This is a genomic window from Yoonia sp. 2307UL14-13, from assembly GCF_037572755.1.
Taxonomy (GTDB): domain Bacteria; phylum Pseudomonadota; class Alphaproteobacteria; order Rhodobacterales; family Rhodobacteraceae; genus Yoonia.
Map to the genome: position 1 here is coordinate 1 of NZ_JBBIFZ010000007.1, position 22,412 is coordinate 22,412.

Consider the following 22,412-nt stretch of genomic DNA (forward strand, 5'->3'; position numbering starts at 1 on the left):
CGCCTTGAAGTCGCCGAACTGCTTCGTGATCGCCGCCGTCAGCGTTGTCTTCCCGTGGTCAACATGGCCAATCGTGCCGATGTTCACATGCGGTTTGTTTCTCTCGAACTTTTCCTTAGCCATAGCGTGCGGACCCTTGCAGTTACCGGGCCTTTGCGGCCCATTTCCATATCGCGGGCGATGTATTTGGAAAGCAGGGGGAAATCAAGGGGTGGATCGCATCAATCGGGCGCATGCGACCCCGGCTATTTCACGACAGCGCATGATACCGCTATGCTGACCACATAGATCAAAGAAAGGATTTTATCATGCCCGCACTCGGCGCATTTTCGGTCAGCCTGAACGTCAAAGATATTCAGGCCTCCCAGGATTTTTATGGCAAACTTGGTTTCACCCCCATGGGCGGTGATGCAGCGCAGGGTTGGGTCATGCTGCGCAACGGCGAAACGGTGATCGGTCTCTTCGGTGGATTCATCGAAAAGAACACGCTGACCTTCAATCCCGGCTGGGACCAGAACGCGCAGAACCTCGACGACTTTACTGATGTGCGCGACATCCAGAAAGAATTGAAAGCCGCGGGCGTGGAATTCTTCAGCGAGGCGGATGAGACAACCACCGGCCCGGCAAGTTTCGTCGTGATCGACCCCGACGGGAACCCGATCCTTGTCGATCAGCATCGCTAAACGGGAAACAATTACCCGACGATAGTGGCCATAAGCGCATTTTTGCGAACAGTAAGAAACCGCCGAGCCGCTGGGCAGGCACAAGCTGTTCGTCGCCGGCGCCCCCTTGCATCCGCTCCGGGCGGTTGATCGCGTCCGCAGACCGTCACTAGGGTCCGCCTTGCGACGCATCGTATCAATCTGATGCGTCGGCTTCCGGGCCCTTTTCCCAACACCACAGGGCTTTCCAATGGCAGCGCGTCCGCGCTGCCACACCACTCACTGCGCCCAGCCGCTGGCAGGGCCGAACCGACGAAAAGGATACGACATGAGCGAGGCAAGTGACGTCGAACTGTTAATGCTCGACCTGATCAACGAAGAGCGGACATCGCGCGGGCTGGATCCGCTGCAGATCAACAACGCGCTGAACACAGCCAGCGAGGATCACAGCCAGTGGATGCTGGACACGGACACTTTCAGCCATACCGGTGCAGGCGGATCAAGCGCGACCGACAGGATCGCCGCTGAATATCCGCTGGAAGGCAGCTGGCGCACGGCGGAAAACATCGGTTGGCAAAGCGAACGCGGCGCGCCGGGCATCGAAGACGATGTCGCGCAAATCCACGATAGCCTGATGGACAGCCCGGGCCACCGGGCGAACCTGCTGAATCCCGATCTGGAGGATATCGGGATAGGCATCGAGGTTGGTGATTTCACGACCCAGGGCCGCGAATGGGAGGCCGTGATGATCACCCAGAACTTCGGCAGCAGCGACGCGGTGCAGGCGCCGCCGCCCTCTGTGTCGGATGATCAAGATGCACCCACAGAGACACCGGTCGTACCACCGGAAGAGGAAACTCCATCTGACGATGGCCCGGACATGGCGGACAACGACACCGACGACGTCACACCTCCGGCCCCGGATATGCCGGAACCCGGCCCGGTGCCGGAAGATGATATGGATATTCCCGACGAGACCGATGAAGATGACGATACGGACGTGGCCGAGGATGACACGCCCGCAGGCGACGATGTTCCCGATACGACCGACGACGACATGCCGGACGACGATGACGAAACCGATGTTGCCGATGACGACGACGCGGACGACACCGCCGACCAAGGCGAGGACGAAGTGCCACCGGAGGACGATACCGATGTCGCCGACCTGCCGGATGATCTATTCGATTGTCCCGTCGGTGACGGCACGACAATCCTGTCGGCAGGGCGACTGACCTTCGATTTCGTCGATATGTTCGTCTTCGACGATATGGGCGACGGCACCGACACCTTCACCGGAACGGTCGCGGGTCCGGACGGCACGACCACGACTGCCGATCGCGCGGAATTCAACGATCTGATCACCGACCTCTTCGCCGATTTCGGGCCAGGCCGTTACGACATGGACTTTGGCTGACGCCAAAGGAAAAGGGCAGCGCCAGCGCGCTGCCCTTACCCATTCAGCCCACAGGTAAGTTATCCGCGCGTTTCACCGCAATCACGGTCGACCGCGGCAGCTGACCTTCACCATCCGGGAATGGCGCCGCCGGGTGCTGGATCCCCACGAACATCGTGCGGCGATCGGCAGACCATGTCAGGCCCGTCACCTCGGACCCGTTCGGCCCGGTCAGGAACCGCTCGATCTGACCCGAGACGGGATCACCCGCCAGCATCTGGTTATTGCCCATGCCGACGAAATCCTCTTCGTTGCTGTCGTCGCCATCCGTCTGGATCCAGACCAAACCGGTCGAATCGAACATCATTCCGTCAGGCGAATTGAACAGGTTGCCTTCGTTGATGTTGTCCGATCCGGCATAGGCATCGTCATGGACCTTGGGGTTACCGGCCATCACATACAGGTCCCATTCGAACTTGGTTTCGGCATGATCGTCATTGACGGGACGCCACCGCACGATCTGACCATAGCGGTTGGCATCGCGCGGGTTAGGCGAATTTTCCACCGCAAAGGCAGGATCACCGCCGGCATTCGTGAAATCAGGCCCGCGGCGCGAATTGTTGGTCAGGCAGCAATAGCCCTCGACCGCGATCGGATTGACGGCCACCCATTCCGGCCGGTCCATGGTGGTCGCGCCAACAGCTGATCCTGCCGCACGGCTGAAAATCGCGATTTCGGCTTCATCCATACCCGTCGCTTCGGGCGTCAGGGCAACCCACTCCCCGGTCTGGTCGGTGTCGAACCGGGCCACGTAAAGTTGACCATCATCCAGCAATTCCGACGTTGGACCACCCGGTGTGTAGGCGCCGTTCGAGACGTATTTATACATGAACTCGCCCCGTTCATCATCGCCCATATAGACGACGACACGGCCATCGGGGGCCAGAACGGCAGCCGCATTTTCATGCTTGAACCGGCCCAGCGCGGTATGCTTGATCGGCTGCGACGTCGGATCGGTCGGGTCGATCTCGACGATATAGCCGAAACGGCGCGGCTCGTTCGGATTCTGCGACACGTCAAAGCGGGCGTCGAACTTTTCATAGCCATAGCGGCTTTCTGCACCGATTCCGTAGCGGACGTAATCTTCTGGCAGTGCGGCCTCTGGATCGGTTGAACCGAAATACCCGTTGAAGTTCTCTTCACAGGTCAGATATGTCCCCCAAGGCGTCTTGCCCGAACCACAGTTATTCATCGTGCCCAGCGCCGTCGTGCCATCCGGATCATCCGGCGTCTGCAGCAGCGGATGCCCGGCAGCAGGCCCGGCAATGGTCATCGGCGTGTTGTGGGTGATCCGGCGGTTCAGATCACTGTCCACCACAATGCTCCAGCCATCCTCACCTTCGGCGACCTCCATGACGGTCACGCCCTGCATGTTCTGCAGGGTCAACACGTCGTCGGCGCTGGTCGTCTCACCCTCGGTCAGCGGCAGGTTGATGGCAGGGTTCACATATTCATGGTTCACCGCGATCACCTGACGGCCATCAACAACGAACGACTCCATCCCATCGGTGTTTTCGCCGAACACGCGGTCGGAACTATCGACGCTGATCGCACTCTCCTGGCTCAACGGCTCGGCATCTGAAAACAGCGGATCACCCCAACGGGCGACAGAATGCCAGGTGTAACCCTCGGGGACATGCACCGTCCCATCGGTCTGGATCGGGATTGGGGTAAAGCCGAAACGGCTGGCAGCCTGCGCTTGGGCAGACGTGCCGGACAGCAGGCCCGTCCCCATCACAGCGGCACCGGACCCGAAGGCCACAACACCTGTTAGAAAACCGCGGCGCGAAATCGCCGCTTCGACAACGGCGTCGAATTCCACACTTTCAGGCGCTGGGCGCTGCAACTCGTCCCAATCGTCCCATGACAGGTCTGACGTATCGATATCTTTCATTTTCACTGGCTCCTTGCTGGTAATGCAGACATCCGGGAGCCTAGGATCGGTATTTTTCAAGTTTGTGACAGAAACAGATACTGGTTCAAAAAATGCGGGAAAGGGCGACCTTTCAGCCGCCGACCTCCCCTTTGAGTCAGGCCCCCCTATGACTCTGAAACCATCCAAGCCTGCGGAACAGCAACCAGTCAAGCAAAAGCGCAAGCACAAGTGACGCACCCACTAGCGGAAACAGCAGGCTCAGACCTATGACGAGAACGATCATCCCTGTGCCCAGCGACGCCTCGGGCGCGGCGGGTACGCCCAGTGATCCGGCAGGACGGCGCATCCACCAGGCGACGAAACCCGAGACGGAGAGAATAAGCGCAAGGATCGCAGCAAGCGTATTCTGTGCGAGGTTCAGCCAACCATAAAGCTCACCCTGGTGGAACGAAATCCCCTGCGACACCACCCGTGCAAAGCCCGGATTGTCCGCAAAACCATGCCGTTTCAGCACCTCACCGCTATACTGATCCACAATCAATTCGGTCTGTTCCGATCGGTTGATACTGGCCGACCGAACCCAATATGCAGCGTCGGCGTTCTTCGGCGGTCGGGTCTCGTATGGCGCCACAAGCCCCTCGGCCCGAGCGACCGCAAAGACCTGTTCATAGGTGATCGGCGTGCCCTCGGCGATCGTCGAATTGGGCACATCACCACCAAAGCGCAGGCTCTTAGACTTTGTATCGGTCTGCTCTTGCACGTAAGTCAGGCCACCGCCCCAGACATCCGTCCATGGCAGGCCCGAAACGATGATGGGCACGACCAGCACGGCGGCGAGGATGCCGGTGAACAAATGCGTCTCGCGCCAGAAGCTGCGGCCTTTGCCCTTGGGCGGGGTCAAGGCCGTGGCGAGCGTTCGCTGACCGCGTGGCCACCAGAGGTACAAACCAGTGATAAACATCACGATCGCCCAGTGCGCGGCAAGCTCCACGAACTTGGTGCCGAAATCGCCCAGCAGCAATTCTCCGTGGAATTTCCGCAGGATACGCATCGCCGTCTCATCGCGCGGTTGGGTTGCCAAAACTTCAGACGTGTATGGGTCGATCCACGCATGGGTCCGAATCTTGTCGGCGTCGTCATAGGTGACCAAGGTCGCGCGACCGGGTTGATCTTCGATCTCGATCCCCCGAATGCGGGTCACTTCGGCGACCTCGGATAAGGCGGCCAGCTGCGCCTCATAAGGTTGCCGCGCATCGCCGACGGCGACGTTCAGGCGATCGGCATAGATCACCTCTTCGATCTGCGGTTTGTAAAGGTAAATTCCCCCGGTAATGGCGAGCATGGCCATGAAGGGCAGCACGTAGAGAGAGGCGAGAAAGTGCCATTTCCATACGAGCCGATAGAAGGCACCGCCGGTCGTTTGCGACGCGGCCGATGCCGATGCAGTTGCATCAGTCATGAGTATTATCCTGTCTTTTGAGTGATTTGAGTGGTTAAGGCTCAGGTCACGACAGGCGGTGCGCGGGTCAGCGCAAGCCGGATCAGATGGTCGTCAAGGATCCGGGTGTTTTCGCGAATGGCGAAGGCGTGGAAATAATCAGCGGCCAGTTTTTGCCAGAACGGGATGGCGACGGTGGCGAAGGTCACGCCCTCGGACATCACGCAAGGATGCTGCTGGTTTTCGACGACTTCGATCGGTTCGCCCTCCGGCCCGATGGTCAGGGTGATCAAACCTTCGCCGGTGCAGATGACCATCGTTTGGATGCTCGGAATGACATCGGCGATCACGGCGGACATACGCGGGATCAGCAGCCCGGCAATCAACAAAAGGACAAGCACACCACGTACACAAAGCGTGCACATGCTGTACACACAGCGTACACACGATCTGCGCACGGCCCGTTTCAATTAGCTAAACTTGTTGTTCTTGGGAAAGCCGTAAGGGGGCCGCTTCCCGACGCCTGCCCGCGCCGCTTTCCACTCGGTCATGTCCGGCTCGGTCCGGGTCTTGCCGCCGCCCATGGGCCACGACAGGCCGTCGCCCCACTGGAACGTCGTCAGGTCCGACAAACCGCCGTCAAGTTCCAGCATCCCCTGCCGCCCGGTAGCCTTTTTATACTTCTGAATGCGGACGCCCTTGCCGCGGTTCATCTCGGGCAATTCTTCGACCGGGAAGACGAGAAATTTGGCATTCTCGGACACCACGGCGATATGATCGCCCGCGACGCGGGTGCAGATTTTCGCGACAGTATCCTTCACGTTCAGCACCTGTTTTCCCGCACGGGTCTGCGCCACGACTTCCTCTTCCGGCACCACAAATCCGTTCCCCTCAGCCGAAGCAACAATCAGCTTCTGGCCTAATGTATGGATTAAGATATCCACTATTTCCACATCATTTGGCAGATCGATCATAAGGCGCAAAGGTTCGCCCATACCGCGACCACCGGGCAGGTTGGCGGCTGAGACAGTGTAGAACCGGCCATTCGCGCCAAAGACCAGCAGTTTGTCCGTGGTTTCGGCATGGAAGATGAAACGCGGCCCGTCGCCGTCCTTGAATTTCAGTTCGCGGGTCAGGTCGATGTGACCGGTCATCGCGCGGACCCACCCCATTTTCGAACAAACGACGGTGATCGGCTCCTTTTCGATCATCGCCTCCAGCGGGACCTCGACGACTTCTTCGGCTTCCTCGATCGCCGTGCGCCTTGCACCGCCTGGACCGGTTTTGCCGAACGCCTTGCGTGTCTCCTTCAACTGTTCCGCGATCTTGGCCCATTGCAGGTCATCGCTTTCCAGCAGGTCCTCGATCCCGGCCCGCTCTTCCATCAGCGTGTCGCGTTCTTTGATCAGTTCAAGCTCTTCCAACCGCCGCAAACTGCGCAGGCGCATGTTCAGGATCGCCTCGGCCTGCACCTCGGACAGTGACACTTCGGGATCGTCGCCAACCGGCGAGACGTAGTCTTTCTCGGATGTCGCACGCACGTGATCCTTGGACCAATCTTCGACCATCAGTGCCTGTTTGGGATCGTCGTCATAACGGATGATGTCGATCACGCGGTCCAGATGCAGGAAGGCGATGATGAACCCTTCGAGGACCTCAAGCCGATGGTCGATCTTTTCCAGCCGGTATTTGCTGCGCCGGACCAGCACATCGCGGCGGTGATCGAGGAAGGCACGCAGGACCTCTTTCAGCGAACAGACCTTTGGCGTCAGCCCGTCGATCAGGACGTTCATATTCAGGCTGAACCGCGTTTCCAGATCGGAATTGCGGAACAGCATGCCCATCATGACATCCGCATCGACGGTCTTGGCCCGGGGCTCGAGGATGACGCGGATATCCTCGGCGCTTTCATCCCGCACATCGGCAAGGAGTGGCACCTTCTTCGTTTGGATCACCTCGGCCAGCTTTTCGATCAGCTTTGATTTCTGGATCTGATAGGGGATTTCGGTGACGACGATCTGCCACTGACCCCGGCCCAGATCCTCGACCTCCCATTTCGCGCGCAGGCGGAATGATCCGCGCCCGGTCCGGTAAGCGGTCGCGATGTTTTCTGGCGGCTCGACGATCACACCGCCCGTTGGAAAATCAGGGCCGGGAATGTCGTTCAGCAACGTGTCATCCCGTGTATCCGGCCTTTCGATCAGCCGCAGACAGGCCTTGATCAGTTCATCCAGATTATGCGGCGGAATATTTGTGGCCATGCCCACCGCAATCCCGCTGGAGCCATTGGCGAGGAGATTGGGAAAGGTTGCGGGTAAAACTGCCGGCTCGGTCAGCCGCCCATCGTAATTGTCGCGAAAATCGACGGCATCTTCGGACAGACCTTCCAGCAGCGCCTCGGCCGCCACCGTCATCCGCGCCTCGGTATAACGGCTGGCCGCCGGGTTATCCCCGTCGATATTGCCGAAATTCCCCTGCCCGTCCACCAGCGGGTAGCGCACGTTGAAATCCTGCGCGAGGCGGGCCATCGCGTCATAGATCGCCGCATCCCCATGCGGGTGGAAATCCCCCATCGTGTCGCCGCTGATCTTGGCCGATTTCAGGAACCCCCCGGTCGGCGACAGGCGCAGCCGCGACATCGCATAGAGAATCCGCCGATGCACCGGCTTCAGCCCGTCCCGTGCATCGGGCAGCGCCCGGTGCATGATCGTGGACAAGGCATAGGTCAGGTAGCGGTCGCCAATGGCGCGCCGCAGTGGTTCTGTGATGTCGTTCGGGCCGGTTTCCGGCGCACTGCTCTGATCGCTCATGGATTTGGTTTAGCGACGGGCGGGCAGACGGTAAAGGCATGACGGAACTGATCGGCAGATCGGGCGTTCACTCTCCCATACAACCACATTCGGTAATGTTTCACGAATGTGATATACACTGAGTCGTTATCAGGGGATCGGAGCTGCCACCATGCCCAAGTTGATTATCGTGACGAGTCTTATGCTCTTCTGGGCCTTCTACGAAATGTCGGGGGGCGCAGATTTCCAACCGCTGGAAAGAGAGCCTGCCGTTGCACGGTCCAAGGCGATTGTGCCGCCGTTGCCCGAAGCCGAGGAAACGGTCGTGACCTTCGTCGCCGAACCTCAGGTCACGCCACAAGTCGTCGCTGAACAAGAGGCAGCGATCGAACGTGTCGGTTATGAACGCGAGCCAGTCCTCATCAGCACAGCAGCGCCCGTTTCCGCACCCGAACCAGCCGATCCGCGTGATATTCGTCTGGTCACAGGCGACTGGGTGAACATGCGCGACGGACCCAGCACCGCGTTTGACGTCCTGAATACATTGCCAAAAGGCACCGAGGCCGAAATCATCGCCAGCAACAGCGACGGTTGGGCGCAAATTCGCCTGCTGGACAGCGGGCAGACCGGCTGGATGGCCGAACGGTTGCTTACCGACGGATGACGCTATTGCCTGATTTGTGACACGCAGGCACAAAGCGGGCATGACACAGAAATCCATCCTGATCACCGGATCTTCGTCGGGCATCGGCTATGACGCAGCGAAGGGTCTGCACGCCGCCGGATGGCGGGTGTTCGCAAGCTGCCGCAAACCGCAGGACTGCGCGCGCCTGCAGGCCGAAGGGTTCGACAGCCCCCTGATCGACATGGCCGACCCCGACAGCGTCGTGAACGGTCTGGCCGAAACGCTCGAGGCGACGGGCGGCACGCTGGATGCGCTTTACAACAACGCGGCCTTTGCCTGCCCGGGTGCTTTGGAAGATTTGCCCGTCGCTGGCCTGCGCGAAATCTTTGAGACCAACCTGTTCGGGCTGCACGAACTGACCCGGCTGGTGATCCCCGTCATGCGACAGCAAGGGCATGGGCGGATCGTGAATTGTTCCTCTGTCCTGGGTCTTGTCGGGATGAAGTGGCGCGGCGCTTACGTGTCGACAAAATTCGCGCTGGAGGGGCTGACCGACGTGTTGCGGATGGAAATGGCGAATACGCCGATCAAGGTGATCCTGATCGAACCGGGGCCTATCACATCGAATATCCGGCAAAACGCAATCCCGCATTTTGAGAAGTGGATCGACTGGGAAAACTCAGCACGACGGGCCGAGTATGATGACGTCAAGGATCGTTTGTACAAGGACAGCGGGCCAGACAAGTTCGAGCTTCCCGCCCCTGCAGTGACGAAAAAACTGCTGGACGCGCTGACATCGCCGCGCCCGAAGCCCCGATACTACGTCACCACGCCGACCTATCTGATGGGTTTTCTGCGGCGGGTGCTGCCGACGCGGCTGCTCGACGCGATCATTTTGAAAGCGTGAAGGCTTTCCTTCACCGCATGGCCTGCTACATCGCGGGGGACGTGAAGGAAAGGACCGCATATGGCCGATGATCCGCTGTTCTGGCTTGTCGCCGTCGCCGTTCTGATCGTGTTGGGGATCCTGCTATTGGGGATCGGCGGCTTTGGTCGGGGCGGGGATTTCAACAAGAAATACGCCAACAAAATCATGCGCTGGCGGATCGGGGCGCAATTCGTGGCAGTGATCCTGATCCTGATATACGTGTTTCTGCGCAGGCAAGGGGGTTAAGCCATGGTTGTTCTGAACAAGATTTACACCAAGACCGGGGACCACGGGGAAACCGCGCTGGGCAATGGCAGCCGGGTGGCGAAGCATTCGATGCGGGTGACGTCCTACGGCACCGTGGATGAGACCAACGCGACTGTCGGCATGGCCCGCCTGCATGCGACGGGCGATATGGATGCACAACTGGCCATGATCCAGAACGATCTGTTCGATCTCGGCGCAGACCTCTGCCGCCCTGACATGGAAAAGGATGATGAGGCCGAATACCCCCCCCTGCGCATGTCCGACGCGCAGGTCGAACGGCTGGAAGGCGAAATCGACGCGATGACAAAGATGGTCGAACCCCTGCGCAGCTTCATCCTCCCCGGTGGCTCCCCCCTTGCCGCGCATCTGCACCTGTGCCGGACGATCTCGCGCCGGGCCGAACGGTTAACGGTTGAACTGGCGACGATGGAGTCGGTCAATCCCGCAGCGGTGAAATACCTCAATCGCCTGTCCGACTGGTTTTTCCAGGCGGCGCGGATCGCGAACGACAACGGCAAGGATGACGTGCTTTGGGTGCCGGGCGCGAACCGGTAGGGCATGGCCGACCGCAAGCTCTATCTTGGGCCGCTGACGGACAACCGGCGCTGGGATATGGTCAAGATCCGCCCGGATGACGTGTTCGTCGTCACGCCGCCCAAATGCGGCACGACATGGATGCAAACCATCGTCGCCCTGTTGCTGTCAGGCGATCCAGAGGTCGACACGGAGTTGTCGGTAAAAATGCCGTGGGTCGATATCCGCATCCGCGAAATGTCAGAAGTGGCAGAGCGGCTTGACGCCATGACCCACCGCCGCAGCATGAAAAGCCACACGCCGATGGACGGGCTGCCTTTGGATGATCAGGCCCAGTACATCTGCGTGTTCCGTCACCCGCTTGATGCACATTTTTCGTTCCGGCAACATGTGCGCAACGTGCCGCTGCCGTGGTTCGACCATTGGTATCCCGAGGGCGATACGACAGGCATCGCCTTTCGCCGATTTCTGGACGGCGGTGCAGAGGGGTTCGATACCGATGCCATGCCACTTGCCCATATCATTCAGCATTACAAGGCGGCCAATGCGCTTTCCGACCGGCCGAACGTCTCCTTGTTTCACTACGCCGACATGAAGGCGGATCTGGCAGGCGTCTTTGCCAAGGTTTCGGCATTGTTGGGTCTATCCCATTCCCAAGCGGTGATGGAACGGCTTATCGCAGCGGCGACGTTCGACCATATGAAGCAAAATGCGGAACGCTATGCGCCGTCGGGCGGGAAGGGCTTTTTCAAATCGGATTCGGCGTTCTTTGACAGTGCGACCAGCGGGAAATGGCACGGTAAGCTGACAAGTGACGAACTGGCCGCCTACGCATCCATGATGGACGCACATTTGGACCCGGCAGACCGCGCATGGCTGGAAAATGGCGCTGCGGGGAAAGCGGAAAGGTAACGTCAGGACCGGGATTTACCATTCGTGGTTTTCTGCCCCTTCGGTGCGTTAGAGGGCAAATTTGTAAAGGTCGGGTTAATTCTTTAATTTTGGCTAATTTTGGCCCAATTCGGCTGAGATACGCCGATTGTTGACCTGAAGGCAAACAGCACAACATCTGTACTACCCAAGCCCCGTCACCGAAATGTGGAGAGAACGAAACGATGAAATCGACGATCCTGCGCCGCATGCGCACCCAGACCGCAGCCGCATTGACAGGCGTCGCACTGTTGGCCGCTTTCCCCGCAAATGCCGAAGAGGTCACGCTTCGCTCCAATAACGGACAATCGTTCGAACTGACGGGCGAATTCGTGTCGTTCGAAGGTGGCATCTACACGATCAACTCACCGCAGATGGGCATGGTCAACATCCGCGCCGACAATGTTGACTGCATCGGTGATGGCTGTCCGGGGGCCATTGTTGAGGAAGGTCCAATCGTCTGGGACGTGTCGCTATGGGGTTCGCGCCGGGCCTTCACCGAACATGTGGAAAAACTGGCCGAACTGGTCGAACAGAACACAAATGGTGAATTCACCCTGAACATTTCGTACGGTGGCCTCGCACCAAGCCGCGAAAACCTTGATGGGATCGCAGCTGGCACGTTCGAAATGGCGCAATTCTGCGCCGGCTATCATCCGGAAAAGAATCCGTCGATCACGGTTCTCGAACTGCCGTTTCTTGGCGTCACGTCGATGGAACAGGAACGGGCCGTATCACAGGCGGTCTACAACCACCCTGCCGTTATCGCCGATCTGGCGCGCTGGAATGCGACGCTATTGATGCCCACACCGCAACCGCAATACAACATCGCAGGGGTCGGAACGCCGCCAACGACACTGGCCGCATTCCAAAATATGACCGTTCGCGCCACAGGCGGCGCAGGGGATGCGATCAACGCGCTCGGAGCATCCACGATCAACCTCCCTGCCCCGCAGGTCAAAGATGCGCTGTCCAACGGCGAAATCAACGCCGTGGCCTTTGCCCCGCATGCGCATATGGCGTTCGAGACGGTCAATAACGCGCTTTGGTGGACGACCAACCTGAACCCTGGCACCGCGAACTGTCCGGTCGTCGTGAACACCGACGCGCTGAACGCGCTGCCGACACCCAGCCGGGTGGCGCTTCTATCATCGGTTGATGAGGCGCTTGATCACTTTATCACGAACTATGAACAATCGACGATGGCGGCCTGGGACAATACACTGCGTGATCGCGGAATTATTGAGATCACTATCGACCAGGGGATCCTCAGCGCCATCAATTCCGAAGTGGCCGCGCCAACGGCGAATGAGTGGGTCGCCACCAACACCACTTTGGGCCTTCCCGCGCAAGAGCTGTACGATCTGGTGTCGGACACGCTGCAGGATAGTCAGTAAAAGATAGTCGGCCCCTCGCACAGCGATGGGGCCGACTATTTGCACGCAAGGCAGTCGTCGGACCTTTACCCTTTCTCGACTTTCTGACCGCACGGTGCGTTAACGGCGCGATTTGCCGTATGAAGGTCCGATGGAATTCCGATGAAAGTCCGATGATTTTCAGATGGCCCAAATCGCCTGTTTTTTCTGCGTTAACACATGATTCGCGGGCGCGTGAGCCGACGCATCGTTTGTCACCCGCCGAACGTTGCGCGATCGGTCAAATCTGTGGGTCGAGCGCGCCTTCGGCCACCAGCGCGTCGTGTTTTTCCTGGTCCAGCCACCAGAAATCCACACCGCGGTTGAAATCATAAGGCGCCGGTTCCTCGGGCCTGCCGAAAATGTCCCAGACAGCTACCCAATGCGCCCCCAGATGCCATGTGCCGATCCAGATATTCTTGGACCGCAACACCCGGTCCAGCGCCCGCGCCGCTGTCACCACCTCTTCGCGACTTTCGGCCGCGACGGCCTTTTCGATAAGGGCATCGACGACCGGATCGGCGAGACCCGTTAGGTTGTTGCTGCCCTCGGACGCCGCAGCGGCAGAGCCGTAGAACGCCCGCAGTTCGGCACCCGGGTTCGTCTGGACGGCCCAGGCGATAAAAGCCAGATCGAAATCAAAGGTCTGGCGCCGTTCGGTCCAGGTGCTTGGATTAACCACATCGAAGGTCGCATCCACCCCGATACTGCGCAGGTTTTCGACAAAGGGCGTTATGATCCGACCCAAGCTGGCGCTGTCGTCGACCAAGGCAAGGGTCAGCAGCTCACCATCCGCGTTACGGCGCATACCGTCATCACCCGTTATCCACCCCGCTTCGTCCAAGAGACGCGACGCAGCGCGCAGACCGCCCCGGTCGCGCGGATTGGGGCCACCGGCATAGGGCTCATGCGGTGGTTCATCAAAGACCTCAGGGGGAAGCTGATCGCGAAATTCCTCAAGCAGGGCAAGCTCTTGGCCCTCGGGCAGGCCTGTCGCCTCCATATCGGTGTTCTCGAAAAAGCTGTCGGTGCGCTTGTAGCTGCTGTAAAACAGCGTTTCGTTCGTCCATTCCCAGTTGAACGTGTATTCGATCGCCTGCCTGACCCTGATATCCTGCAAGGCAGGCTGGCGCATGTTGAACCAGATGCCCTGCGCACGTGCCGGGCGGCTGTCGGGCAGGATCGTCTTTTTGACATGGCCCCGCTCGATCGCCGGAAAATCATAACCGGTCGCCCACTGGGTCGACCGGTTTTCGACCCGCATGGTGTATTCGCCCGCGGTGAACGCCTCGAACCCGACTGTGTCATCGGCGAAATATTCGTAGGCGAAACATTCGAAATTGTTGCGCCCCACGTTCACCGGCAGATCAGCTGCCCAGTAATCGGGATCCTTGCAAAAGGTAATCGTCCGGGGTGCGTCGATACCCGTCAGTTCGTAGGGGCCGGAACCCAGGGGCGGGGTCATCCAGCTTTCGTCGAATGGGTTCGCCTCGTAAAAGTGTTCCGGCAGGATAGCGAGTTCCGCGATGTCACCCGGCAAGGCACTGCCTGCGCCCGGCGCCAGATCGAACCGCACGCGCAGGTCACTTTCGGCCGTGACGTTTTCGACATCCGACAGAAGGTTGCGGTAGTAGGGATGCCCTTCGGTTTTCAGTGCGTCGATGGTGAAAACGACGTCTTGCGCGGTGACAGGTTCGCCGTCATGAAATCGCGCCTCGGGCCGCATGTCGAAGGCGATGTATGACAGATCTTCGGGGTATTCGATCGTTTCGGCGACCAGACCATAAAGCGCATCGGGTTCGTCGAAAGCGCGCACCATCAGGCTGTCATAGACATGGTGGCTGACCTCGGGGGCGGAGTCGCCCTTGATGATGAAGATATTCATGCTGTCAAAGGTCGTGGCCCCGTAGAGCTGGCGCTGCCGGATCGTCCCGCCTTGCGGGGCATCGGGATTGGCATAGGCGAAATGTGTAAAGTCGGGTCCGTACTTCAGATCGCCAAAGGCGGAATAGCCGTGGCTGATCGTCACCTCGGCCCAAGCTGCGCCGCCATAAAGGACGGCGATGAGTGTCGCTGTGATAGGTCGCTTCATTATTTCCCCCGGATTGCCTGACACCAAGTCACGCGCAGCCATCGTCCCCTGTCAAGGTGGCTTGCGCCCATGACGACGAAATGCTGCACACTTGACGTTATGGTCAAAAACGTGGCGTCGGTGGCGTGCGCCGCGTCGATTTTGCACTGTTTTTGACCTGCCGCGCACGATAACAACGGCCCGAGAACGATAATTGTCAGATTCTTTTGGGAGAGATACGCAAATGAAGGTCCTGGTGCCGGTCAAGCGCGTGATCGACTACAACGTGAAGGTTCGCGTGAACGCGGACGGTTCGGGTGTCGATCTTGCCAACGTCAAAATGTCGATGAACCCGTTCGACGAAATCGCCGTCGAAGAGGCGATCCGTCTGCGTGAAGCGGGCAAGGTCGAGGAAGTCGTCGCCGTCTCCATCGGCGTCGCGAAGGCGCAGGAAACGCTGCGTACCGCGCTTGCCATGGGGGCTGACCGGGCGATCCTGATCGAGGCTGCCGATGATGTGCACACCGATATCGAGCCGCTGGCTGTCGCCAAACTGCTGGCCGCCGTCGTCAAGGAAGAGGGCCCCGATCTGGTCATCTGCGGCAAGCAGGCGATCGACAACGACATGAACGCCACTGGTCAGATGCTGTCGGCGCTGCTGGGCTGGTCGCAGGCCACGTTCGCATCCGAGGTCAACCTGGAAGACGGTCATGCCGTTGTGACCCGCGAGGTTGATGGCGGTTTGCAGACCATAAAGGTGACGATGCCGACGATCATCACCGTCGACCTGCGCCTGAACGAACCGCGCTATGCATCGCTGCCCAACATCATGAAGGCCAAGAAAAAGCCTTTGGATACAAAGACACCGGCCGATTACGGCGTGGATGTCAGCCCGCGTCTGGCCATCGTGAAAACGACCGAGCCAGAGACACGCAAGGCCGGTATCATGGTCGGATCGGTCGATGAACTGGTCGAGAAACTCAAAGAAGCGGGGGCTGTGTAATGGCTGTTCTTCTGATTGGTGAAGTGACCGACGGCGCATTGTCGGTCGATGCGACGGCCAAGGCCGTGACTGCGGCGAAGGCGTTGGGTGACGTGACCGTGCTGTGTGCGGGTGCGTCTGCGAAGGACGCCGCTAATGAGGCCGCCAAGATCGACGGCGTGGCCAAGGTGCTGTGCGCCGAGGATGCTGCGCTGGGTCATCGCCTGGCCGAAGCGACGGCGGACTTGATCGTGTCGCTGGCCGGTGACTACACCCACATCGCCGCCCCTGGCACGACGGACGCCAAGAACGTGATGCCACGGGTCGCCGCCCTGCTGGACGCAATGGTCATTTCCGAAGTGACGGGGATTGTCGATACCGACACGTTCGAACGCCCCATCTATGCGGGTAACGCCATCCAGACGGTAAAATCGTCCGACGACAAGAAAGTGCTGACAATCCGGACGGCAAATTATGATGCCGCCGCCATGGGCGGGTCTGCCGCCGTCGAAAGCATCGGCGCTGCTGGCGATCCCGGCCTGTCGGAATGGGTCGAAGACAAGGTCGCAGCCAGCGACCGTCCAGAGCTGACATCGGCCGGTGTCGTCGTGTCTGGCGGCCGCGGTGTCGGGTCGGAAGATGACTTTGCCCTGATCGAGAAACTGGCGGACAAGCTGGGTGCGGCTGTTGGCGCGTCCCGTGCCGCCGTCGACAGCGGCTATGCCCCGAACGATTGGCAGGTCGGTCAGACCGGTAAGGTCGTGGCACCTGATCTATATGTCGCTGTCGGTATCTCGGGTGCGATCCAGCACCTTGCCGGGATGAAAGACAGCAAGATCATCGTCGCGATCAACAAGGACGAAGAAGCCCCGATTTTTCAGGTGGCTGACTATGGTCTGGTGGCCGACCTGTTCACCGCGGTGCCCGAACTGACGGAAAAGCTGTAGAGCCAACTCAAACCGATGAGGGCCCGTGGCACTGCTGCGGGCCCTTTCGTTCAGGCCACCTGCCGCATCATGGTTTGAACGGTTGCGATGATCGCATCGGCGGCTTCTTCATGGCAGGCCACCCCCATCAATTCGGATGCGGCATTTTCCTGATCCGGCAGGAATGTCATCCCCGCCGTCCCAGTGGCCAATGCCGCGCGTGACGGATTGACGATCACGATATCCTGCACCATCGGTCGCAGCTCATTCAGCATGGATTTCGTGATGAACAGCGGATCGACCTGCAACTGCGCGTGTCGGTCCGACCAATGCCGGTCGCTAACCTCTTCTTCGGAAAACCACATCAGGATCGAGCGTGTCCCGATCTGGCCCAGCATGTTTTTCATTCGTGCGGTCCATGCCTCGCGCACTTCACCGACGACGGTTTCGAACCGTTTCGGCGATGTCGTGTGCAGATCGCCCAGCATATGCCGCACGAAAGTGAAGTCCGAGAAATCGACATCGCCATAGATCGCCTGCAACACACTCGATGCTTGCACGAACCGGTCGTTTCGCCGCGGATGAACGGAATAGAACCGGTTGGACAGATAATTCGCCCCCATGACCTGAACGACCGTCATCTCGGCATCATGACAGATCTCCATCAGGGCGGGGTCGTTGACGAATGCATCGATTCCGCCATTCACGCAGCCCAGGTTGATGCAGGGCCGGTCGAGCGCGTGTTCGACCATGGTGGGATAAGGCCGCTCAAGAAACTTGCCATAGGTTTCCGTTCCGCCGATGAAGGCCAGATATGGCTGGTCGAGCCGTCGACGCGGCCCCCGAAACACCATGCGCGACCCGCCATAGCGGCACGGCGCGTAATCCAACCTGTCCTGTTCACATGAATCCTGTGTCATCCGTCCACCATTTCAATTCACCCAGGACACAGATTCGGCGATCGAGTTTGAAAATTTCCTAACGGCGCAATTTGAGACAATCTTTACCGCTTGACCCGGCTTGAAGCCCGCCCCCGCCGGGGCCTATGGTGCGCTGAAACCAGCGAGGACATGGATCATGACAATCGAGCGTGTAGGCATCGTGGGCGCGGGCCAGATGGGTAACGGGATTGCCCATGTCTTTGCGTTGGCGGGCTATGAGGTGCTGATGACCGACATCAGCGAAGACGCCCTGAACGCCGCCATGAACATGATCGACAAAAACATGGACCGGCAGGTCAGCCGCGATCTGATAAGCGCCGATGACAAGGCGGCGGCGATGGGGCGTATCGGCACCACAGCCACGTTGACCGATCTGGGCCAGACCGACCTGATCATCGAAGCCGCAACCGAGCGCGAGACGATCAAGACCGCGATTTTCGAGGACCTTGTCCCGCATCTGAAACCCGATACGATCCTGACGTCCAATACGTCGTCCATTTCGATCACCCGGCTCGCGTCAAGCACGGATCGCCCGGAAAAGTTCATGGGCTTTCACTTCATGAACCCGGTCCCGATCATGCAACTGGTCGAATTGATCCGCGGGATCGCCACGGATGAGCCGACCTTTACCGCCTGTGAAGAGGTCGTGGAGCGGCTGGGCAAGACAGCCGCCACCGCCGAGGATTTCCCGGCCTTCATCGTCAACCGCATCCTGATGCCGATGATCAACGAAGCGATCTATACGCTTTATGAAGGGGTGGGGTCGGTCAGATCCATCGATACATCGCTGAAACTGGGGGCCAACCACCCGATGGGCCCGCTGGAACTGGCCGATTTCATCGGGCTGGATACCTGTCTGGCCATCATGAACGTGCTGCATGACGGGTTGGCGGACACCAAATACCGGCCCTGCCCGCTTTTGACGAAATACGTCGAGGCCGGATGGCTGGGGCGGAAATCGAAGCGCGGGTTTTATGATTATCGCGGGGAAGAGCCGGTGCCGACGCGGTAGTGGTCAGGCTTGAATTATTTTGACTGTTCTGATCAAAATTTGATCGTCATTTCGATGGAGAACTTGTGGTTTTTCGCGTCTCGAACGATTTTTTCACGAAACCCATTCAATCGGATAAAGGTTTTTGCGATTGGTATGTGAACGACTTCATGAAAACGCATCTTCCCGAACAGTTCTATTCCTTGTCCGATGAAGGAAAACGGGAAATGGTTGTAAACGGTCGGCGATATGCTGAAAGCCGGGACCTGACCGATCCTCAATCACAGGCGCATTTCATCACCTTGATGTGGCAAATCGGCGCAAACTTTTTCATTCAGAAAGGTTTTGCAGAAATCTTTGCTGATGACGCTCTGACAGGACCCCAGAAAATCGATCGTTGCTACGATGTTCCCAAAGAAAGCGCCGTTGCAGCCATCATGAACGCAGATGCGGTCTATTGGTATCCTGATATGGTGAAGCGGCGTGAGGAGTTGAGACAATGAGTGCTTATCTTCGAGAAGATGGAATTGATGTTGCGCAGCAGCGGACCGCCTATCAGGAGCTTCAGCAACTCAGCAACGAATACGGAGATTTAGTTGCTGATGGCGTTCTCACCGGGGCCAGCATGGCACCTCCACCGGCGGGCACCGCTGCAGATCTTGTTTCCATCGGAAAATCGCTTTTGGGGTGGAACACGGGGTGATGTGCTGTTCGATGTTGTTGGTCTGGCTCCGCTGGCCGGGGACGGTATCAAGGCGGGGCGGCTGGCCAATAAGGTAAACGACCTGCGCCGTGCGCTTGACGTCGGTCGCACGGCGATCGGAGAGTCTTTAAAGCGCACCAAGGATGCGGCCGGGCGATATTGCGACGATATCATCAGACGCAACCGCGCACGTTATGACGAGGCGATTGCAAAGTGCGGCACCGACCGGCGTTGCATGGATAAGAAGGCGACCCTGAAAGGTCCGCAATACGCCAATGCCCCCGGGAATTCGATGACAACGGCAACAGATTGGGCCAATGGCTGGACAAGGATGGCAATCCCGCCGAGCGCGGTGATGGTGTTTGGCATCCGAATGGAGGCACGGACACCCCGATTGAGTACAAGAACGGATTTCCGGATTTTTCCGGGGTGTCAGAGGGGTCGGTCGAGATACCCATGCGAGGTAATAGGTTAAAGAATCCAGAAACCGGGGATTTTGGTTTGGCTGAAAGAGCCTACAAAGAAAAGTACGGTGAAATGCCAGATGGTTATTACGATGGAGACTTTACGTGGCACCATAAGGAGGATGGCGCTACAATGGAGTTGGTCCCCTTTGATATTCATGACAACAACAAACATACAGGCGGTGTATCGCTGTTCGAAGGACAGCATGCTGACAACTTTTGATTACAGGAGCTGGCCTTGAAGATAATTCCCAAGACGCCCGTCGAACCTGCACAGGTTGATGAATTACTGCAGGGGCAAGATGGGGCGACGCTGAAGCCTTACAAAGCCTTTTTGCGCAAGTACGGCGGTGGGCAAGTATTTCCAAATAGCGTGCGATTGGACGAGCCGGTTAATCTAGAGGGACCTTTAAGAGTATTTTCCATTCAGTCCATTTATGATCCGAAGAGGATTTTGAAGAGAGCTAGCATGGACATAATTGCGCGCGACTTTGAACAACCCTTTATTGCCATAGCAGCCGTCAGTGGAGGCGATGAAGTGATACTATCGCTCGATCCATCGGATATGGGCGCAATCTGGTTCTGGTCATCATTCACGACCGATGGCATTCACGGAACAACGCGCCGGATCACCGACAGTTTTGCCGATTTGCTCCAGTCCTTTGCCTACTACGAGGATGAAGGAAAAACGCCGCCATGGAATGACATGGCATCTGTCGATGATGATCCGGCGGTCGATCTTGTACTGGATCTATAGCGCGTGTTTTTCCCAGATGCCCTACGGGCGACCTTTCCCGAAAACTGGCCCGAGTTGAGTATAAAAACGGATTTCCGGATTTTTCCGGGGTGTCAGAGGGGTCGGTCGAGATACCCATGCGAGGGAATAGGTTGGAAAACCCGGAGACTGGCGATTTCGGTTTGGCTGAGAAAGCATACATCGACAAGTATGGCTCTCTACCGGACGGATACGACAGAAAGGAATTCACATGGCACCACAAAGAAGACGGCGTGACAATGGAATTAGTGCCGGAAGAAATCCACGCAGCCAACCGGCATACCGGGGGGGGTGTCTCTTTTTGAAGGGCAACATGCTGACGCTTTCTAACCAGGAGAAATATAGTGAAGATCATACCGGAAAGCCCAACTGATCCTGAGACTTTGACAAAAATTCTTCAAGGCAACGAAACCCCTTCGTTGAAGCATTATAAGCAGTTCATGTTGAAGTATGGCGGCGGACACATTTTCCCAAATACCGTCAAGCTGAAAGAATCGATCATACTTGAAGGTCCTCTGCGCATGTTTGCTGTGCAGTATTTTCACACCGCTGATCGTATTGAGACAAGGAGCGGCCGCGATCTTATAATGCGTGATTTTTCTGCTCCCTTCATTTGTATAGCTGTAGAGGGTGGTGGTGATGAAATCATAATATCGCTCGATCCATCAGACATCGGCGCAATCTGGTTTTGGTCATCTTATGGCACCGACGGCATTCATGGCACCAAACGACGGATAGCCGACAGCTTTGCACATTTACTCAAATCCTTCGCCTACTATGAAGACGAAGGGAAAACCCCACCCTGGAACAGGATGGCATCTGTCGATGACGATCCGGCGGTCGATCTTGTACTGGATCTGTAGCGCGTGTTTTTCCCAGATGCCCTACGGGCGACCTTCCCCGAAAACTGGCCCGACGCACTGAAAGAGTTGAGCATTCCGGGTGTCGAGGTCGCTTTGACGTCCGAGGATGTCACGGTTCTTGGGCACTTCAACGCATTCTACATGAAACACCACGTCTATTCCGGTCAAAGCACCCTGTCGGAGGAGGCACAAGAAGCCATCCACGCAGCTTTGGACAAGTACCCTGACGGCGTCATGCCTCGGTTGGGTCTGTGCAGTTGGAAAGCATCAACCCTGGTTCATGAACCGGCACGGAATTTCGGTGATGTCATGCGGACCATCACGCAAGATGATCGGCGCATTGGTCGGGCTTTGTCGGCATGCGCAGTGGCCGATGAAGGCGCGGTTCTGCACCTTCGCAAATGGGTCGATATTCCGCCCTGGTCAGAGTTCCGGATTTTTGTCAAAGCCGGAAAAATCCAAGGGATTTCCCAGTACTTTTACAAAGAACGGTTCGTAGAGATCACCGACAATATCGTCAGGATTAATGCCGCGCTTTATGAATTCGCTCAGTCCCATATCGCCAAGCTACCTTTGGATACCGTGATTGCGGACGTGTTTGTAGGCGCTGAACCGACACGAGATCTGACCGGGTCGGACGTTGTCCTGATTGAACTGAACCCCTTCGGCGAGGGAACGGATCCGTGCCTGTTTTCGTGGAGAGACCCCGAAGGCTTTGACGGGCGGCTGCGGTATCTGAACTAATTCTGCTGAGGACAAAGATCGGTATGGTGCCG

The 22,412-nt window shown here is 58.1% G+C and carries 25 protein-coding genes; 18 read left to right on the forward strand and 7 right to left on the reverse strand.

All coding sequences use genetic code 11. From position 1 onward, the window contains the following. On the reverse strand, window positions 1–123 hold a 123-nt coding region (locus tag V8J85_RS15685; RefSeq protein ID WP_339954888.1), incomplete at its 3' end, for a GTP-binding protein. Window positions 124–308: 185 nt separating this feature from the next. Between V8J85_RS15685 and V8J85_RS15690 the strand changes: the two genes are divergently transcribed. Continuing rightward, the gene (locus tag V8J85_RS15690) at window positions 309–683 is read left to right on the forward strand and encodes a VOC family protein (RefSeq protein WP_339954709.1); all 375 of its coding nucleotides are present in this window, start codon (window positions 309–311) and stop codon (window positions 681–683) included. A 307-nt stretch (window positions 684–990) separates the two neighbouring features. Beyond that, window positions 991–2,079 carry a CAP domain-containing protein gene (locus V8J85_RS15695; RefSeq protein WP_339954710.1) on the forward strand — a complete coding sequence of 363 codons (1,089 nt, stop codon included), beginning with the start codon at window positions 991–993 and terminating at the stop codon, window positions 2,077–2,079. A gap of 43 nt (window positions 2,080–2,122) precedes the next feature. Here V8J85_RS15695 and V8J85_RS15700 read toward each other — a convergent pair whose 3' ends face one another. The 4 genes from V8J85_RS15700 to V8J85_RS15715 all read right to left on the reverse strand — a co-directional run bounded on the left by V8J85_RS15700 (window position 2,123) and on the right by V8J85_RS15715 (window position 8,242). Further along, window positions 2,123–4,012 (reverse strand): PhoX family protein, encoded by a 1,890-nt coding sequence (locus tag V8J85_RS15700; RefSeq protein ID WP_339954711.1) that lies wholly within the window; start codon window positions 4,010–4,012, stop codon window positions 2,123–2,125. Between the two features lie 136 nt (window positions 4,013–4,148). After that, complete coding sequence (locus tag V8J85_RS15705) at window positions 4,149–5,453, reverse strand: PepSY-associated TM helix domain-containing protein (RefSeq protein ID WP_339954712.1); 1,305 nt, start codon at window positions 5,451–5,453, stop codon at window positions 4,149–4,151. Window positions 5,454–5,494: 41 nt separating this feature from the next. Then, the gene (locus tag V8J85_RS15710) at window positions 5,495–5,866 is read right to left on the reverse strand and encodes a hypothetical protein (RefSeq protein WP_339954713.1); all 372 of its coding nucleotides are present in this window, start codon (window positions 5,864–5,866) and stop codon (window positions 5,495–5,497) included. Window positions 5,867–5,902: 36 nt separating this feature from the next. Continuing rightward, complete coding sequence (locus V8J85_RS15715; RefSeq protein ID WP_339954714.1) at window positions 5,903–8,242, reverse strand: DNA topoisomerase IV subunit A; 2,340 nt, start codon at window positions 8,240–8,242, stop codon at window positions 5,903–5,905. Window positions 8,243–8,393: 151 nt separating this feature from the next. Between V8J85_RS15715 and V8J85_RS15720 the strand changes: the two genes are divergently transcribed. From V8J85_RS15720 to V8J85_RS15745, 6 genes are all read left to right on the forward strand, one after another. After that, a complete protein-coding gene (locus tag V8J85_RS15720; RefSeq protein WP_339954715.1) occupies window positions 8,394–8,885 on the forward strand; it encodes an SH3 domain-containing protein in 492 nt (163 codons plus the stop codon). A gap of 40 nt (window positions 8,886–8,925) precedes the next feature. Continuing rightward, entirely contained in the window at window positions 8,926–9,753 is an 828-nt protein-coding gene (locus tag V8J85_RS15725; RefSeq protein WP_339954716.1) for an SDR family NAD(P)-dependent oxidoreductase, read from the forward strand. A gap of 60 nt (window positions 9,754–9,813) precedes the next feature. Next, window positions 9,814–10,020 (forward strand): twin transmembrane helix small protein, encoded by a 207-nt coding sequence (locus tag V8J85_RS15730; RefSeq protein ID WP_339954717.1) that lies wholly within the window; start codon window positions 9,814–9,816, stop codon window positions 10,018–10,020. Window positions 10,021–10,023: 3 nt separating this feature from the next. After that, a complete protein-coding gene (locus V8J85_RS15735; protein WP_339954718.1) occupies window positions 10,024–10,596 on the forward strand; it encodes a cob(I)yrinic acid a,c-diamide adenosyltransferase in 573 nt (190 codons plus the stop codon). 3 nt (window positions 10,597–10,599) lie between these two features. Continuing rightward, on the forward strand, window positions 10,600–11,487 hold the full coding sequence (locus V8J85_RS15740; RefSeq protein ID WP_339954719.1) for a sulfotransferase domain-containing protein: 888 nt from the start codon (window positions 10,600–10,602) through the stop codon (window positions 11,485–11,487). 203 nt (window positions 11,488–11,690) lie between these two features. Beyond that, the gene (locus V8J85_RS15745; protein WP_339954720.1) at window positions 11,691–12,902 is read left to right on the forward strand and encodes a C4-dicarboxylate ABC transporter substrate-binding protein; all 1,212 of its coding nucleotides are present in this window, start codon (window positions 11,691–11,693) and stop codon (window positions 12,900–12,902) included. Between the two features lie 259 nt (window positions 12,903–13,161). Here V8J85_RS15745 and V8J85_RS15750 read toward each other — a convergent pair whose 3' ends face one another. After that, the gene (locus tag V8J85_RS15750; RefSeq protein ID WP_339954721.1) at window positions 13,162–15,012 is read right to left on the reverse strand and encodes an extracellular solute-binding protein; all 1,851 of its coding nucleotides are present in this window, start codon (window positions 15,010–15,012) and stop codon (window positions 13,162–13,164) included. 223 nt (window positions 15,013–15,235) lie between these two features. Between V8J85_RS15750 and V8J85_RS15755 the strand changes: the two genes are divergently transcribed. Continuing rightward, window positions 15,236–15,994 (forward strand): electron transfer flavoprotein subunit beta/FixA family protein, encoded by a 759-nt coding sequence (locus V8J85_RS15755; protein WP_339954722.1) that lies wholly within the window; start codon window positions 15,236–15,238, stop codon window positions 15,992–15,994. Then, complete coding sequence (locus tag V8J85_RS15760; RefSeq protein WP_339954723.1) at window positions 15,994–16,920, forward strand: electron transfer flavoprotein subunit alpha/FixB family protein; 927 nt, start codon at window positions 15,994–15,996, stop codon at window positions 16,918–16,920. The genes V8J85_RS15755 and V8J85_RS15760 overlap by 1 nt, the downstream gene beginning before the upstream one ends. Window positions 16,921–16,970: 50 nt before the next feature. Here V8J85_RS15760 and V8J85_RS15765 read toward each other — a convergent pair whose 3' ends face one another. After that, window positions 16,971–17,819 carry a DUF6473 family protein gene (locus tag V8J85_RS15765; protein ID WP_339954724.1) on the reverse strand — a complete coding sequence of 283 codons (849 nt, stop codon included), beginning with the start codon at window positions 17,817–17,819 and terminating at the stop codon, window positions 16,971–16,973. A gap of 157 nt (window positions 17,820–17,976) precedes the next feature. Between V8J85_RS15765 and V8J85_RS15770 the strand changes: the two genes are divergently transcribed. From V8J85_RS15770 to V8J85_RS15805, 8 genes are all read left to right on the forward strand, one after another. Beyond that, entirely contained in the window at window positions 17,977–18,852 is an 876-nt protein-coding gene (locus V8J85_RS15770) for a 3-hydroxybutyryl-CoA dehydrogenase (RefSeq protein ID WP_339954725.1), read from the forward strand. Window positions 18,853–19,001: 149 nt separating this feature from the next. After that, window positions 19,002–19,334, forward strand: coding sequence for a hypothetical protein (locus tag V8J85_RS15775; protein ID WP_339954726.1), 333 nt, complete (start codon window positions 19,002–19,004; stop codon window positions 19,332–19,334). After that, a complete protein-coding gene (locus V8J85_RS15780) occupies window positions 19,331–19,534 on the forward strand; it encodes a hypothetical protein (RefSeq protein WP_339954727.1) in 204 nt (67 codons plus the stop codon). Before V8J85_RS15775 ends, V8J85_RS15780 begins: the two co-directional genes overlap by 4 nt. 309 nt (window positions 19,535–19,843) lie before the next feature. Next, window positions 19,844–20,221, forward strand: a complete 378-nt coding sequence (locus V8J85_RS15785; protein WP_339954728.1) for an HNH endonuclease — start codon at window positions 19,844–19,846, stop codon at window positions 20,219–20,221. 15 nt (window positions 20,222–20,236) lie between these two features. Then, window positions 20,237–20,755, forward strand: coding sequence for an SMI1/KNR4 family protein (locus V8J85_RS15790; protein WP_339954729.1), 519 nt, complete (start codon window positions 20,237–20,239; stop codon window positions 20,753–20,755). 44 nt (window positions 20,756–20,799) lie between these two features. Further along, window positions 20,800–21,078, forward strand: coding sequence for an HNH endonuclease (locus V8J85_RS15795; RefSeq protein ID WP_339954889.1), 279 nt, complete (start codon window positions 20,800–20,802; stop codon window positions 21,076–21,078). A gap of 39 nt (window positions 21,079–21,117) precedes the next feature. Beyond that, complete coding sequence (locus tag V8J85_RS15800) at window positions 21,118–21,636, forward strand: SMI1/KNR4 family protein (protein WP_339954730.1); 519 nt, start codon at window positions 21,118–21,120, stop codon at window positions 21,634–21,636. 3 nt (window positions 21,637–21,639) lie between these two features. Continuing rightward, window positions 21,640–22,380: a hypothetical protein gene (locus tag V8J85_RS15805; RefSeq protein ID WP_339954731.1), complete on the forward strand. Its 741-nt coding sequence runs from the start codon at window positions 21,640–21,642 to the stop codon at window positions 22,378–22,380. Window positions 22,381–22,412 lie beyond the last annotated feature (32 nt).

Coding starts and splice junctions, on each gene's coding strand:
- V8J85_RS15770 (WP_339954725.1), top strand. CDS start 17,977: ATGACAATCGAGCGTGTAGGCATCGTGGGCGCGGGCCAGATGGGTAAC.
- V8J85_RS15725 (WP_339954716.1), top strand. CDS start 8,926: ATGACACAGAAATCCATCCTGATCACCGGATCTTCGTCGGGCATCGGC.
- V8J85_RS15775 (WP_339954726.1), top strand. CDS start 19,002: ATGAAAACGCATCTTCCCGAACAGTTCTATTCCTTGTCCGATGAAGGA.
- V8J85_RS15765 (WP_339954724.1), bottom strand. CDS start 17,819: ATGACACAGGATTCATGTGAACAGGACAGGTTGGATTACGCGCCGTGC.
- V8J85_RS15700 (WP_339954711.1), bottom strand. CDS start 4,012: ATGAAAGATATCGATACGTCAGACCTGTCATGGGACGATTGGGACGAG.
- V8J85_RS15690 (WP_339954709.1), top strand. CDS start 309: ATGCCCGCACTCGGCGCATTTTCGGTCAGCCTGAACGTCAAAGATATT.
- V8J85_RS15780 (WP_339954727.1), top strand. CDS start 19,331: ATGAGTGCTTATCTTCGAGAAGATGGAATTGATGTTGCGCAGCAGCGG.
- V8J85_RS15740 (WP_339954719.1), top strand. CDS start 10,600: ATGGCCGACCGCAAGCTCTATCTTGGGCCGCTGACGGACAACCGGCGC.
- V8J85_RS15745 (WP_339954720.1), top strand. CDS start 11,691: ATGAAATCGACGATCCTGCGCCGCATGCGCACCCAGACCGCAGCCGCA.
- V8J85_RS15705 (WP_339954712.1), bottom strand. CDS start 5,453: ATGACTGATGCAACTGCATCGGCATCGGCCGCGTCGCAAACGACCGGC.
- V8J85_RS15715 (WP_339954714.1), bottom strand. CDS start 8,242: ATGAGCGATCAGAGCAGTGCGCCGGAAACCGGCCCGAACGACATCACA.
- V8J85_RS15735 (WP_339954718.1), top strand. CDS start 10,024: ATGGTTGTTCTGAACAAGATTTACACCAAGACCGGGGACCACGGGGAA.
- V8J85_RS15750 (WP_339954721.1), bottom strand. CDS start 15,012: ATGAAGCGACCTATCACAGCGACACTCATCGCCGTCCTTTATGGCGGC.
- V8J85_RS15695 (WP_339954710.1), top strand. CDS start 991: ATGAGCGAGGCAAGTGACGTCGAACTGTTAATGCTCGACCTGATCAAC.
- V8J85_RS15720 (WP_339954715.1), top strand. CDS start 8,394: ATGCCCAAGTTGATTATCGTGACGAGTCTTATGCTCTTCTGGGCCTTC.
- V8J85_RS15755 (WP_339954722.1), top strand. CDS start 15,236: ATGAAGGTCCTGGTGCCGGTCAAGCGCGTGATCGACTACAACGTGAAG.
- V8J85_RS15760 (WP_339954723.1), top strand. CDS start 15,994: ATGGCTGTTCTTCTGATTGGTGAAGTGACCGACGGCGCATTGTCGGTC.
- V8J85_RS15730 (WP_339954717.1), top strand. CDS start 9,814: ATGGCCGATGATCCGCTGTTCTGGCTTGTCGCCGTCGCCGTTCTGATC.